The following is a 13,343-nucleotide window of genomic DNA, read 5'->3' as shown; positions in this document are numbered from 1 at the left end:
TGCCGCATGCTCCCCGGTTCAGTGAGTGGGGCACGGATAATCAGGACCCCAACTGACATGGTCGAGGCGATGCCCATGGCATGGCCTTTCAACAAGGTTGGCAACATGTCCTATTACGAACACGAGGTGGTCGGTCATCCCGACGTGGAATTGGGGTTGTGTGGCGAGCGTCAGGTACGCTACCGGATCCATGGTGCCGAACAGGCCGGCAGCGGCCTGGTGGTCTATATCCCGGGATTTGGCGGTGATCTGGGTGCCTACAGCCAGGTCTTTTGCGAGAAGGTGGCCGCGCAGCACGGTATGGCTGCACTTTGTGTCGACTATTTCTGCATGCGTTCGCGCCCGGCGGTGGGGGCCGCCATCTCCTTGCTGCCAGAGGAGCGTGAGCGTGCACTCGCCCTGCTGGGTTTGCCGGCCAAAACACCCGATACCGCGCTGCTGCGTGCGCTGGATGGTGTGCAGCCAGCTGCACCGTTGCGCTTTCAGGGGGTGTTGGTGCCCCCCGATGGGGCCTACCAGAACTTCGGGGTGATGGCTGCCCTCGATATCCTCAATGCCATCGAAGATGCGATGTTCCGTTACGGCGGCAATCGCGACAATCTGATACTGGTTGGCTCCTCCTACGGCGGCTACCTGGCGCAGTTGGTCAACAAGTTTCGCCCCGGCTATGTCCGCGCCCTGTTTGACAACTCCTCCTGGGCCGAGCCCAATCTGGCCTATGTGGTGGGACGAGACATCGGCGCGGTGGAGTACCAGTGCAGCCTGCAAGGCGGAGTGGAGCTGGCGCTGTGCGTGGACTCCCCCTGGCGGATGGTGGCCGGGCACCCGCACGAGTTCGATGTGGATGCCTTCATCATCCGGGCGTTCAGTGCCTCCCAGCTCGATCAGATGGCCGCGCAGGGGGGGACGCAGACCTTCTGTTTGATGGTGCACGCCATCCATGACGCCATCGCCCCTGCCGATGCCAAACTGACCATGGCACGCGCCATGCTGGCACGGGGCTTCAATGCCGAGCTGATCTTGTTCGACGAGTCGAGTGTCGATGGTGAGTTCATTCGCAACATGGAGCACGGCATGGGGCTTTCCATGCTGCAGTTCTTCGCGCAGGGGCTGGCGCTGCTGGCCGAACGCTCGCCTGCCTTTACGGCCACTCGCGCCGCCGAGGTGACTCTGCATGCCGGTCACTCGGTCTATCAGCTGAACTTTGCCAACCCAGAGGTGCGGCTGCAACGCCAGCGGATCGAGGCCTGACGGCCTCAGCCGAGAGCCTGGAGCAGGGTGTTTGCCAATAAACAACGGGGGCTTGGCCCCCGTTGTTGTTATCGATGGCTCGCGGCTCAGAGCTTGAACAGCGGGCGCAGGCGGATGCCGATCAGGCTGCCGGCGAGGGCCATCAACATCCAGACCCAGCCGTGCAGGCTGCCGGAGGCGGTGCCGTCGAAGAAGCCGCCGAGGTTGCAGGCGCTGTACATGGCGCCCATCCCCATCAGCAGGCCGCCGAGGATGGAGGCCAGGCTGTTGCCGAGCCGCATCGGGGCGAAGGTGCCGCCACCGCTGATGCAGCGCGCCAGCATGGCCCCCAGAATGCCGAGCCAGAACATGCCGACCATGGGGTTGATGAACAGTGGCTGGGCCAGCTTGGGGTGTCCCTCGAACAGGCCGAACAGGGAGGCACCGCGCAGCGCCATGTCATAGACGGCGCCGGTGATGGTCCAGGCCGAGCCGTGCAGGGCGACGACGCTGGAGTTGAGCAAAGCTATGATGATGCCGCCGGTCAGCACGGTGAAGCGGCCATCGCGCCAGAACAGGTTGCCGCCGCTGAAGAGGGGCTTGAGCTCGCCGGTGCGTTTGAGCTCGCTCTTGCGAAACAGCAGGAACAGCGCGGCGACCAGTGCCAGGTTGAGCAGCATGCCGCTCCAGATATTGCCGGTCAGGTCTTTTGCCAGTACCACTTGGCTGGAGAAGGTAGCTTCCAGTTCGGGGCGGAACTGGTTGCTGATCAGGGTGCCGATGCCGTAGCAGAGCAGCACCAGCCAGAAGCGGGGTTGCCCCTCGCCGCAGCAGTAAAGAGTGCCGGTGGCACAGACGCCTGCCAGCTGCATGCCGATGCCGAACAGGAAGGCGCCGACGATGAAGGGAATGCCGATGGCCATCACGTTGCCCACCATGGCATCGCCGAACAGGGCATGGCTAAAGGAGAGGAAGCAGGTGAACAGCAGAATTTCGATGGCGATGGTGAGCAGGTGAACCCGCACGTAGTAGCTGTTGCGCTTGGTCAGCATCTCGCGCCAACCGAACACGATGCCGAAGCGGCTGAAGGAGAGGGTAAAGCCGAAGCCGAATCCGATCAGGGCCATCAGAGCCCATTTCATACCAAAGGTGTTGCCGAGCCAGAGTAACGCTCCCCCCGCGATTGCCACGATGGGGAGCGACCATTTTCGATTCATGCTGTTGTTTCCTGTGCGTCATGGATGGAAGCCGTGCATCCTATTCCCACATTGAGTCCGATTCCAGCCCGGATCGGGTGGATGGCCGGAAAATCCGGGCAAAACCCCATCCAGATCAATTCATGATGGCAGGGGAAGCGAAATGAGGATGAATCCGTTTTCGTGCGGGAAATAATGTAGTGGCAGCTCCTTGCTGGAATTAAATGGCAAAAGATGAATTTATATTTTGCGCCGCCAAATATTTCTGGGTAGAATCTTGGCGTGTTATCAACAGATGGAAGGATATTATGGAAAGCGACAGTTGTAGCCGATTGCACAGCGCGATGTGGGCTAATCAGAACTGAGGTTGATATCCCTTCTTCTCCCTCACTCTGATCGCTCAGAGTGTGGCATCTAGCGAGTCATCCCGACTCTTGCAACCCAGTCCCGCCGGGAACTGCGTTGCTCCCCGGATTGTTCCACTCCCTCTGCGAGCCATGCCGCCTCGCGCCCCAGCAATTGCACGCCTTGCCACGTACGCCCTTTGTCATGGGCCCGGGGCTGCCCGTTGCGCCCGCTCACCGGATCTTTGGCGAGCAGGGACAAACAGGCCAGCGTGAAATAACAGGATGGACAGCTCGTATTGAAAACAATGTGGTTTTCGATAGGCTGCGTTGCGAATTTAAATAATGAAGGTCTCTTCTTTATATATTTGGAAATATGCGCTGGCTATTTCTCAATATATTCATGGGGTGCGGTTGATTGCTCATGTGACCGGACCATGAACCCTCCTCATTATTATTCGGCCATCATGCCGTTATTGTTGCCTGTGGTTATCCTGATCTCCTTTATCGGTCCTGGTCGCCCCGTTGCGGCCCTTGCCTCCTGTCGATAACGCCGCCGCGCGGATCTGTCCGCCGGCGATGACCTGCCGTGCCCTCGATATGCCGGGGCCGGCTTGCTGCCGCTCAACTCGGAGGAACCGTCATGACCGAAGAGCCCAAACCTAGACCCTCGGGGTCCACGCCTACCCACTCCTGATCCCCTGCGGGGAGCGGGATGCGGTGTCCTGACCCCTGATCCGACCCGAGCATGCCGGTGTGGTCGCGCAGACAGCTGTCTGCGTGCCGCCCAGTGTGCGGCGGCTATTTGCCCGCTGCCGGGTCCATTGCATTTCACATCAGTACTGACGCCAGGCCCGGCCCGCGACAGGGCCTGCTTGCGCGTAGAAATCAGGATAACGAGTCATGAAACAACAACATACCGCCAGCCGGCACAAGCAGCAGGGGTTCGTTGCCCCGGCCAGTGCCAGGGAGAAACTCTCCTCCCGGGTGCTCGATGAGGCCGACAAGTCCCTCGAGTACACCCTCACCGCCGTGCGCGGCAACATCGATGGCCTCACCGCGACCGAGGCCGCCAACCGCCTGATCCAGTTTGGTCCCAACGAGGTGACCCACGACAAGCCGCCCCATGCGCTGATCCAGCTGCTGCAGGCGTTCAAGAACCCCTTCGTGATGGTGCTGATCGTGCTCGGGCTGGTCAGCTATGTGATGGACGTGCTGATGGCCGAGCCGGGCGACGAGGACTGGGTCAAGGTGATCATCCTCGGCGTCATGGTGGGCCTGAGCGGTCTGCTCCGCTTCTGGCAGGAGTACCGCTCCGCCAAGGCGGCCGAAGCGCTCAAGTCGCTGGTACGCAACACCGCCACCGTGCAGCGCCGCCCTTCGCCCGGGGTCGCCCCCCAGCGCAAGGAGGTGGCGATGACCGAGCTGGTGGCCGGTGACATAGTGCACCTGCAGGCGGGGGACATGATCCCGGCTGACATCAAGCTGATCGAATCCCGCGATCTCTTCATCAGCCAGGCGGTGCTGACCGGCGAAGCGCTGCCGGTAGAGAAGTACGACACCCTGGGTGCCGTGGCCGGCAAGTCGGCGGACGGCACAGGTGCAGGAGAGGCGGGACTGCTCGATCTGCCCAACATCTGCTTCATGGGCACCAATGTGGTGAGCGGTACCGCCCGCGCCGTGGTGGTGGCCACCGGCAGCGATACCTATTTCGGTTCGCTGGCCCGCAACGTGGTGAGCCACAAGCGCATCGAGACCAGCTTCGATCGCGGCGTGAACAGCGTCACCAAGCTGCTTATCCGCTTCATGCTGGTGATGGTGCCCATCGTCTTCATGCTGAGCGGCGTCAGCAGTGGTGACTGGATGTCGGCGCTCACCTTCGCGCTGGCGGTGGCGGTGGGGCTCACCCCCGAGATGCTGCCGATGATCGTCTCCGCCAACCTGGCGCGCGGTGCCGTGGCGATGGCCAAACGCAAGGTGGTGGTGAAGCGGCTCAACTCGGTGCAGAACTTCGGCGCCATGGACGTGCTCTGCACCGACAAGACCGGCACCCTGACCCAGGACAAGATCATCCTCGAGCACCACTACGACGTGCGTGGCAAGCGGGACGACCGGATCCTGCAGCTGGCCTGGCTCAACAGCTTTCACCAGAGCGGCATGAAGAACCTGATGGACATCGCGGTGGTCGAGCACGCTGATGCCCTGGGGGAGAGCTGCAAGCCAGCCAACTACCGCAAGGTGGACGAACTGCCGTTCGACTTCGTGCGCCGGCGCCTGTCGGTGATCGTGCAGGATGATCTGGGCCAGCAGCTGATGGTTTCCAAGGGGGCGGTGGAAGAGATGCTGGCCGTCTCCAGCCAGATCGCCGATGGCCAGGAGGTTAGGGAGCTGACCGACGCCGATCGCCGCGCCCTGCTGCGCCAGAGCGAGGAGTTCAACGCCGAGGGCTATCGGGTGCTGATCGTGGCGACCCGCGAGATCCCGGCTACCGAGTGCAAGCAGAGCTATCGCACCAGCGACGAGGTCAAGCTGGTGGTGCGCGGCTTCCTCACCTTCTTCGATCCGCCCAAGGACTCGGCCGCACCGGCCATTCGCGCCCTTAACGACTACGGGGTGGCGGTCAAGGTGCTGACCGGCGACAACCCCATCATCACCAGCAAGGTGTGTCGCGATGTGGGGCTGGAGCCCGGCGTGCCGCTGCTCGGCAAGGATATCGAGGTGATGGACGACGTGGCGCTGTGCACCGTGGTCAAGCACACCACCATCTTCGCCAAGCTTACCCCGCTGCAGAAGTCGCGGGTGGTGAAGGCGCTGCAGGTCAACGGCAACACCGTCGGTTTCCTCGGCGACGGCATCAACGATGCGCCGGCTCTGCGGGATGCGGACGTGGGGATCTCGGTGGACAGCGGTGCCGACATCGCCAAGGAGACCGCCGACATCATCCTGCTGGAGAAGAGCCTGATGGTGCTGGAGGAGGGGGTGATCAAGGGGCGCGAGACCTTTGGCAACATCTTGAAGTACCTCAACATGACCGCCAGCTCCAACTTCGGCAACGTCTTCTCGGTGCTGGTCGCCTCTGCCTGGCTGCCCTGGGCGCCCATGCTGGCGATGCAGATGCTGATCCAGAACCTGGTGTACGACGTCTCCCAGATGCTGCTGCCGTGGGACAAGATGGACCCCGAGTTCCTCAAGCGGCCGCGCAAGTGGGAGGCGAGCAACATCAAGCGCTTCATGCTGTGGCTCGGCCCGACCTCGTCGGTGTTCGACATCAGCACCTACTGCCTGATGTGGTTCGTGTTCGGCGCCGGCGCTCTCTATGCCACCGCCAACGGCAGCATGGATCCGCTGGTCAACGGTCAGGCCATCATGAACTCCGGCTGGTTCATCGAGGGGCTGGTGTCGCAGACCCTGGTGGTGCACATGTTGCGTACCCGCAAGATCCCGTTCCTGCAGAGTACCGCCACCCTGCCGGTGCTGCTCTCCACCTCGATCGCCATCGCCATCGGCTGTTACCTGCCGTTCTCACCGCTGGCTGAGCACTTCGGCTTCATCACCCTGGATGGGCCCAAGTACTTCATGTGGCTGGTGATCACCATGCTGGCCTACATGGGGCTGACTCAGACCGTCAAGAGCATCTACATCAAGCGCCACGGTCAGTGGTTCTGATGAAGGGCCAGTGAGAGGGCCGGTTACCCGGCCAGGAATAGTGAACGCAAAGAGGGATGGCCTGGGCCATCCCTCTTTTTCATAGGGGCAAGACAGGGATCAGTGCAGGACCAGGGCGTAGGCCTCGCCGGCCATGCCGGTCAGGATGGAGAGGCTGACCGCGCCAAACAGCAGGCCGGTGACCAGATTGAGCGGACGCTGCACGCGGCCGAGCAGGCGCTGGGCCCGCACGGTGGAGAGGCTCCAGGCCAGCACCCCGAACCAGACCAGGGAGAGCAGGAACAGCTCCAGCACCAGCAGGCCGCGGGTCAGGCCGTCTACCTGGGGTGTCACCATGGCGGCCAGCAGCCCCATGAAGAACAGCAGTGCCTTGGGGTTGAGCAGGTTGGTGGCAATGCCGCGCTGCACCCCCTTGCGCCAACCCTGCGCCTCGCCGCCTGCGTGCAGGGCGAGCTCGGCCGAGCTGCGCCAGGCCGCCTTGAGAGCCCCCCAGCCGAGCCAGCCCAGATAGAGAGCGCCGATCACCTTCACCGTCATGAACAGCCATGGGTGTTCGGCAATCAGCAGGCTGATGCCGGTGAGGCTGAGGGTGGCGTGCACCACAATCGCCAGGGCGATGCCGAGTGCCGCCCCGAGAGCGGTGGGCCTGTGCAGGCTGGTGCGCAGGATCAGCGCGAAGTCCGGGCCCGGGCTCGCCAGAGCGATGAGATGGATGAGACCTATGGTCAGAAACAGGCTGGTGAACATGGAAACCTCTGCGACAGTATCGAGCTCACAGCATGGCGGATCGCAGGGGGGCGGGATTGTAAAAGATTGCAGCGCGGAGTTAGTCAGTGCGCCCAATGGCGGCCAGCATCTGCTGGCGAAAATCGGCGGGGGTGAGGCCGAACGCCTGGCGAAAACCGTGGTGGAAGTGGCTCTGATCGAAGAAACCGACCGCCAGCGCCACCTCGCTCACCGGCAGGCCGCTGCCGAGCAGGCGCTTGCTCTGCTCGAGCCGCAACCGCTTGAGCCAGGCGTAGGGGGTCATGCCGGTCTTCTTCTTGAACTGGCGCAGAAAGGCGAAGCGATCCAGCCCGAACAGGGCGGCCAGATCCTCCAGACTGTGGCGCTCATCCAGCCGGGCCATCAGGTAGTCGCGCAGGAACCTGAGCTGAGGGTCGGCCAGGGCGTGGCGCTCGGGTGCCAGGTGCAGCAGCTCGCCGAGCAGGGCCAGCAGTTGGCTCTCCGCCAGCAGACCGTCGGGGCTGGGATTGTCCAGGTACATGTGCAGCCGGGCAAAACCCTGATAGAGGTCGGGGCGGCTCTGCAATCCCTTGTCGAAGAAGGGTTCCGGGCTGTCTGGCAGCCAGCGGGCCAGCTGCTCGGGGGCGATGGCGAACACCCGCACCTCGTACCCTTCCGGCCGCAGGCTGAGGCCGTCGTGCATCTCGTCCGGGTTGACGGTGGAGAGCTCGCCGCGCACCAGGTGGTGGCTGTTGCCCTTGTGGATGAATTTCTGGCCGCCCTGCTGCACCAGACCTATGTGGTAGTCCAGGTGAACATGGCGGCCATAGCTGAACTCCCTGTGGTGGGAGTGGGAGAGTTCAACCCCCGGCAGCAGCCGGGATTGCCAGTAGTGGATGCGGGATTGGGGTGCGCTCATCGACTATTGATAACCTGAAACCCGAATACGGGCTTGTAGATTATTGCAGCGTGGCTCCCCCTTGCCGTCAAGCCTGCTCCGCTGCCTGCCGGCGCTTGCCGCTGCGCAGCCCGTCCAGACTGAACAGCACCAATGCGCTCCAGATGAAGGCGAAGGTGATCATCTTGTCCAGCGCCAGCGCCTCGCCATAGAGGGTGACCGCCAGGATGAACATCAGGCTCGGCCCTATGTACTGGAAGAAGCCCAGGGTGGAGAGCTTGAGCCGGGTGGCGGCGGCGGTGAAGCAGAGCAGGGGAGCCGTGGTGACCGCACCGGCGGCGATCAGCAGCAGGTTGAGGTGCCAGTCATTCTGGGTGAGATGGCTGGTAGGGCTGTCGGCAAAGCCCCACAGATAGATGGCGGCCGGCGGCAGCATGATCAGGGTCTCGATCAAGAGGCCGGTCAGCGCATCGAGGGCCAGCTTTTTGCGGATCAGGCCATAGATGGCGAAGCTCGAGGCCAGCACCAGCGCTATCCAGGGCAGGGAGCCGAAGGCGATGATCTGGATCGCGACACCGATCGCCGCCAGCCCGACCGCCCACCACTGCAACCGGCGCAGCTTCTCGCTCAGGAACAGCATGCCGAGCAGCACGTTGAACAGCGGGTTGATGTAGTAGCCGAGGCTGGCATCCAGCATGTGGCCGTTGTTGATGGCCCAGATGAACAGCAGCCAGTTGCCGCCGACCGTGATGGAGGTAAAGGCCAGGGTGAGCAGCACTTTCGGCTGGCGCAGCACCGCCTGTACCTTGTGCCACTGGCGGCCGATCAGGGTCAGCACCATCAGCAGGGCGCACGACCAGATCATCCGGTGGGTCAGGATTTCGGCGGCCGGCACGGCGGCAATGGTCTTGAAGTAGATGGGGGCCAACCCCCAAAGGGTATAGGCGCACAAGGCGTAGATGACGCCCTGACGCTGAACGTGTTGCTGCATGCGGATAACCTTCACTGGAGAGTTGGATGCGGGAAAACATCGCAAAAAATCAGTGTAGCGATCCTTTTGCGGGGAAAGAAGTTAATAAATGATGATCAGCGGATTTTAACGGCGTACTGCCCGGCTCAGCGGCCACCGCCCCGGCGGATCTTGTCCACATCCAGCAGCAGCCACAGCATGAGAGCGATGGCGGAGATCCACGGACCCCAGGTCACGTAGGCCTCGCCGTGTCCCAGCATGTAGAACAGCAGCGGCAGTCCTATTACCAGAAACAGTACACTTCCCAGAAAAAATAACATTTTTATCTTTATATTTAAGGGCTTGTCTATTTGATGATTATATCGATTGAGGCTGGCGATGAAAGGGCAAAAATGAAAAAGGGGGATTTCTCCCCCCAATTCGCAGATAAGCGTCATTTCTGATGCTATTCGAGCTGGATCCAGGTGCTTTTCAGCTCGGTGTACTTCTCCAGCGCATGCAGTGACTTGTCGCGACCGTTGCCGGACTGCTTGAAGCCGCCGAACGGCATGGTCATGTCGCCGCCATCCCAGTTGTTGACGAACACGGTGCCGGCGCGCAGGGCGCGGGAGCCTTTCACCGCCTTGTTGAGATCCGCCGTCCAGATCGCGGCGGCCAGACCGTAGTCGGTGTCGTTGCCGAGCGCAATGGCCTCTTCCAGCGTGTCGAAGCCGGTCACCGCCAGCACAGGGCCGAAGATCTCCTCGCGGAAAATGCGCATCTCTGGGGTCACCTCGTCGAAGATGGTGGGCTCGATGTAGAAGCCGCCGCTCTCGGTATTGGTGCGCTTGCCTCCCAGCAGCAGCTTGGCGCCCTCCTGCTGGCCGATGGCGATGTAGTTGAGCACTTGCTCCATCTGGATGTGGTCCACCATGGCGCCGATGCGGGTGGCAGGGTCGAGCGGGTTGGCCGAGATCCATTCGCGGGCATGGGCCAGCAGCCGGTCCATGAACTGCGGCTTGATGCTGTTTTGCACCAGCAGGCGGGAGGCGGCGGTACACACCTCGCCCTGGTTGTAAAAGATGGCGCCAGCGGCGCTTTTGGCGGCGGCGTCCAGGTCAGGCGCGTCCGCCAGTATGATATTGGGGCTCTTGCCGCCGCACTCCATAAAGGCGCGCTTGAGGTTCGACTTGCCGGAGCACTGCACCAGATGCTTGCCGATCTTGGTGGAGCCGGTGAAGGTGATGCAGTCCACATCCATGTGCATGGCCAGTGCCTCGCCCACGGTATTGCCGAAGCCGGGCAGCACGTTGAACACGCCGTCGGGGATGCCTGCCTCCTTGGCCAGACCCGCGATGCGCAGAGCGGTGAGCGGGGATTTCTCGGAGGGTTTCAGGATCACCGAGTTGCCGGTGGCCAGTGCCGGCCCCAGCTTCCAGCAGGCCATCACCAGCGGGAAGTTCCACGGCACGATGGCGGCGACCACCCCGAGCGGTTCGCGGGTCACCAGCGCCAGGGCGGACTCCTCGACCGGCGCGACCTGATCGTAAATCTTGTCGATGGCTTCGGCGTTCCAGGCGATGCAGTTGGCGGCGGCGGGGGCGTCATAGCCCATGGCGTCGCCGATGGGCTTGCCCATGTCCAGGGACTCCAGCAGCGCCAGCTCCACCTTGTTGAGCCGCATCAGTTCGGCGAAGCGCTGCAGGATCTGCTTGCGCTGCTTGGGCGGCAGACCGCTCCAGCGTTTGTCGTCGAAGGCGGCGCGGGCAGCCTGCACCGCCAGTTCGGCATCGGCGGCGTCACAGGCGGCGACCTTGGTCAGCAGCTTGCCGTTGGCCGGGTTGATGCAGTCGAAGGTGGCGCCGTTGATGGCGTCCCGATAGCTGCCGTCGATGAAGGCTTGCGAGGGCAGGGTCAGGTGGGAGGCCTTGTGTTGCCACTGGGCCAGGGTCAGGTCACTCATGTTCACTCCTTGAACCGGCAAAAAGTCAGTTTCCGCGTATCAATATGCTAAACATCCTGCCGCTTGTAAATCCATCTTGTAACAATTCGTTAAACACTTCGCCGGTTTGGCCTCATCCGGAATCCATGCCGGTGAGGGCGCTCGGCGGGGCAAACCGCACCGCAAGCGCGGGCCGTCGGCGCCTGCCGAAGTGGAGGCCGGCGCGAAGGGGCTGCTCGCTGTGCCGGGTCCGCCAAGGGGCGGGATCTCCCCTCTCATGGCTTAGAAGCTGGCGGGGGTGTTGGCCGAGATCAGCACGCATTCGTGCTCATCCACATTGCGGAAACGGTGCGGGGTGCGGCTGTCGAAGTAGTAGCCGTCCCCCGGCGTCAGCAGGTAGACCTGCTCGCCGACGGTGACCTCCACCTGACCCTGGATGACGATGCCGCACTCTTCGCCTTCGTGGCTCAGCATGTCGTCGCCGGTGTCGGCGCCTGGTGGCAGTATCTCCTGCATCATGCCGATGGCACGGTTGGCGCGGCTGTGGCCCACCAGGCGGTAGCTGATGGGGTGGGTGCCAAGATCCGGCATGTCGGCGGCGCGGAAGATCACCTCGGAGTCCATCTCCGTCTCATCGGTGAAGAAGGTGGCCAGCGACATGGGAATGCCTTCCAGCACCTTGCGCAGGGAGGCGACCGAGGGGCTCACCTGATTTTTCTCGATCTGGGAGATAAAGCCGTTGGTCACACCGGAGCGTTTCGCCAGCTCGCGCTGGGAGAGGGCCGCCTTGGTGCGAACCGCCTTGAGGCGGTGACCGATATCCATCGATAGACACTCCTTGACTGTTTACTATTATTAAATTTGTGTTAAATATCTTATACCACCCCGCTCAGAGCAGCTAGCCGGGTGATACCATATGGGGCAAGTTTGAGCCCTTTTTTAAGATTTCAGGTGTTTAATTTAATAGGCATTGGCCGATAGTTACTAAACACCTTAAGGATGAGGTGACCATGAAACCGATCAGCGACATCAATACTCCCTCCGACATGTCCGCTTTCTGGATGCCGTTCACCGCCAACCAGCAGTTCAAGGCGGCGCCGCGCATCCTGAAGTCGGCAGAGGGGATGTATTATCACTCAGAGGATGGCCGCAAGATACTGGATGGCACTGCCGGGCTCTGGTGTTGCAACGCGGGTCATGGTCGGCGCGAGATTGCCGAGGCAGTTTCCCTGCAGATTTCCCACCTCGATTTTGCCCCTACGTTCCAGATGGGACACCCCCTGCCGTTCGAGCTGGCCAACCGGCTGGTGGAGATCGCCCCCAAGGGGCTCGGCCACGTCTTCTATACCAACTCCGGTTCGGAATCGGTGGATACCGCGCTCAAGATCGCGCTGGCCTGGCAGCGGGCGCGCGGCCAGGGCACCCGTACCCGGCTGATCGGCCGTGAGCGCGGTTACCACGGGGTCGGCTTCGGCGGCATCTCGGTGGGGGGCATTCCCGGCAACCGCAAGTGGTTCGGCTCCCTGCTGAGCGGGGTGGATCACCTGCCCCACACCCTCAACATCGCCAAGAATGCCTTCACCAAGGGGCTGCCCGAGGAGGATGTGGCGCTGGCCGACGAGCTGGAGAAGATTGTCTTCCTGCACGATGCCAGCAACATAGCGGCGGTGATCGTCGAGCCCATCGCCGGCAGTACCGGCGTGCTGATGCCCCCCAAAGGCTACCTCAAGCGGCTGCGGGAGATCTGCACTAAACACGGCATCCTGCTGATCTTCGATGAGGTGATCACCGGTTTCGGCCGCCTCGGTGCCCCCTTCGCCGCCCAGGAGTTCGACGTCATCCCCGACATGATCACCTGTGCCAAGGGGCTGACCAACGGCGCCATCCCCATGGGGGCCGTGCTGGTGAGCAACGCCATCTATGACGACATGATGGCGGCCGGCAAGGGGGCCATCGAGCTGTTCCACGGCTACACCTACTCCGGTCATCCGGTGGCCGCCGCTGCGGGCCTGGCGACCCTCGAAATCTATCGCAACGAGAACCTGCTGAGCCGCGCCGCCGATCTGGCGGGCTACTGGGAGGAGGCGGCCCATTCGCTCAAGGGCTGCAAGCACGTGAAGGATGTGCGCAACTACGGGCTGGTGGCGGGCATCGAGCTCGAATCCATGCCGGATGCGCCGGGCAAGCGCGCCTATGAGGTGTTCGTGCGCTGCTTCGAGAAGGGGGCGCTGATCCGGGTCACCGGCGACATCATCGCCCTGTCGCCGCCCCTCATCATCGAGCGCAGCCAGATCGACGATCTCTTCACCCTGCTGCAGGATGCCCTGCAGGCCCAGGACTGACTTTTAACCGGTTGATGGCGCCCGTCGCGGCGCCACTTGCCCGTGCCTGC

General features: G+C 62.5%; 10 protein-coding genes. 3 read left to right on the top strand and 7 right to left on the bottom strand.

Features of this window, described 5'->3' with window-relative positions; genetic code table 11:
• Positions 1 to 57 precede the first annotated feature (57 nt).
• Positions 58 to 1,251, top strand: a complete 1,194-nt coding sequence (locus ACPW75_RS19455; RefSeq protein WP_179101375.1) for a DUF2920 family protein — start codon at positions 58 to 60, stop codon at positions 1,249 to 1,251.
• A gap of 86 nt (positions 1,252 to 1,337) precedes the next feature.
• On the opposite strand, the gene ACPW75_RS19450 is transcribed toward ACPW75_RS19455, so the two are convergent.
• Positions 1,338 to 2,447, bottom strand: a complete 1,110-nt coding sequence (locus ACPW75_RS19450; RefSeq protein ID WP_179101374.1) for a YeeE/YedE thiosulfate transporter family protein — start codon at positions 2,445 to 2,447, stop codon at positions 1,338 to 1,340.
• A gap of 1,226 nt (positions 2,448 to 3,673) precedes the next feature.
• Between ACPW75_RS19450 and mgtA the strand changes: the two genes are divergently transcribed.
• A complete protein-coding gene (gene mgtA / locus ACPW75_RS19445) occupies positions 3,674 to 6,436 on the top strand; it encodes a magnesium-translocating P-type ATPase (protein WP_077095855.1) in 2,763 nt (920 codons plus the stop codon).
• A gap of 99 nt (positions 6,437 to 6,535) precedes the next feature.
• On the opposite strand, the gene ACPW75_RS19440 is transcribed toward mgtA, so the two are convergent.
• From ACPW75_RS19440 to ACPW75_RS19415, 6 genes are all read right to left on the bottom strand, one after another.
• A complete protein-coding gene (locus ACPW75_RS19440; protein ID WP_179101373.1) occupies positions 6,536 to 7,183 on the bottom strand; it encodes a LysE family translocator in 648 nt (215 codons plus the stop codon).
• 79 nt (positions 7,184 to 7,262) lie between these two features.
• Positions 7,263 to 8,081: an AraC family transcriptional regulator gene (locus tag ACPW75_RS19435; RefSeq protein WP_077095853.1), complete on the bottom strand. Its 819-nt coding sequence runs from the start codon at positions 8,079 to 8,081 to the stop codon at positions 7,263 to 7,265.
• A gap of 67 nt (positions 8,082 to 8,148) precedes the next feature.
• Entirely contained in the window at positions 8,149 to 9,051 is a 903-nt protein-coding gene (gene rarD / locus ACPW75_RS19430) for an EamA family transporter RarD (protein WP_077095852.1), read from the bottom strand.
• A gap of 125 nt (positions 9,052 to 9,176) precedes the next feature.
• The gene (locus tag ACPW75_RS19425; protein WP_016349064.1) at positions 9,177 to 9,350 is read right to left on the bottom strand and encodes a hypothetical protein; all 174 of its coding nucleotides are present in this window, start codon (positions 9,348 to 9,350) and stop codon (positions 9,177 to 9,179) included.
• A gap of 125 nt (positions 9,351 to 9,475) precedes the next feature.
• On the bottom strand, positions 9,476 to 10,972 hold the full coding sequence (locus tag ACPW75_RS19420) for an aldehyde dehydrogenase (protein WP_077095851.1): 1,497 nt from the start codon (positions 10,970 to 10,972) through the stop codon (positions 9,476 to 9,478).
• 261 nt (positions 10,973 to 11,233) lie between these two features.
• Positions 11,234 to 11,776, bottom strand: coding sequence for a cupin domain-containing protein (locus ACPW75_RS19415; protein WP_011704252.1), 543 nt, complete (start codon positions 11,774 to 11,776; stop codon positions 11,234 to 11,236).
• A gap of 185 nt (positions 11,777 to 11,961) precedes the next feature.
• Between ACPW75_RS19415 and ACPW75_RS19410 the strand changes: the two genes are divergently transcribed.
• Positions 11,962 to 13,293 (top strand): aspartate aminotransferase family protein, encoded by a 1,332-nt coding sequence (locus ACPW75_RS19410; protein WP_077095850.1) that lies wholly within the window; start codon positions 11,962 to 11,964, stop codon positions 13,291 to 13,293.
• The last annotated feature ends 50 nt before the right edge of the window (positions 13,294 to 13,343 follow it).

It is taken from the genome of Aeromonas sp. FL131, assembly GCF_049860615.1.
Classification (GTDB): domain Bacteria; phylum Pseudomonadota; class Gammaproteobacteria; order Enterobacterales; family Aeromonadaceae; genus Aeromonas; species Aeromonas hydrophila.
The sequence above is the reverse complement of the archived record's forward strand: the minus strand, read 5'-3'. Positions and strand labels throughout refer to the sequence as shown.

Excerpts from the sequence above, each read along its gene's own strand:
- ACPW75_RS19415 (WP_011704252.1), bottom strand. The coding sequence starts at position 11,776 with ATGGATATCGGTCACCGCCTCAAGGCGGTTCGCACCAAGGCGGCCCTC.
- ACPW75_RS19455 (WP_179101375.1), top strand. The coding sequence starts at position 58 with ATGGTCGAGGCGATGCCCATGGCATGGCCTTTCAACAAGGTTGGCAAC.
- mgtA (WP_077095855.1), top strand. The coding sequence starts at position 3,674 with ATGAAACAACAACATACCGCCAGCCGGCACAAGCAGCAGGGGTTCGTT.
- ACPW75_RS19440 (WP_179101373.1), bottom strand. The coding sequence starts at position 7,183 with ATGTTCACCAGCCTGTTTCTGACCATAGGTCTCATCCATCTCATCGCT.
- ACPW75_RS19435 (WP_077095853.1), bottom strand. The coding sequence starts at position 8,081 with ATGAGCGCACCCCAATCCCGCATCCACTACTGGCAATCCCGGCTGCTG.
- ACPW75_RS19420 (WP_077095851.1), bottom strand. The coding sequence starts at position 10,972 with ATGAGTGACCTGACCCTGGCCCAGTGGCAACACAAGGCCTCCCACCTG.
- ACPW75_RS19425 (WP_016349064.1), bottom strand. The coding sequence starts at position 9,350 with ATGTTATTTTTTCTGGGAAGTGTACTGTTTCTGGTAATAGGACTGCCG.
- rarD (WP_077095852.1), bottom strand. The coding sequence starts at position 9,051 with ATGCAGCAACACGTTCAGCGTCAGGGCGTCATCTACGCCTTGTGCGCC.
- ACPW75_RS19450 (WP_179101374.1), bottom strand. The coding sequence starts at position 2,447 with ATGAATCGAAAATGGTCGCTCCCCATCGTGGCAATCGCGGGGGGAGCG.
- ACPW75_RS19410 (WP_077095850.1), top strand. The coding sequence starts at position 11,962 with ATGAAACCGATCAGCGACATCAATACTCCCTCCGACATGTCCGCTTTC.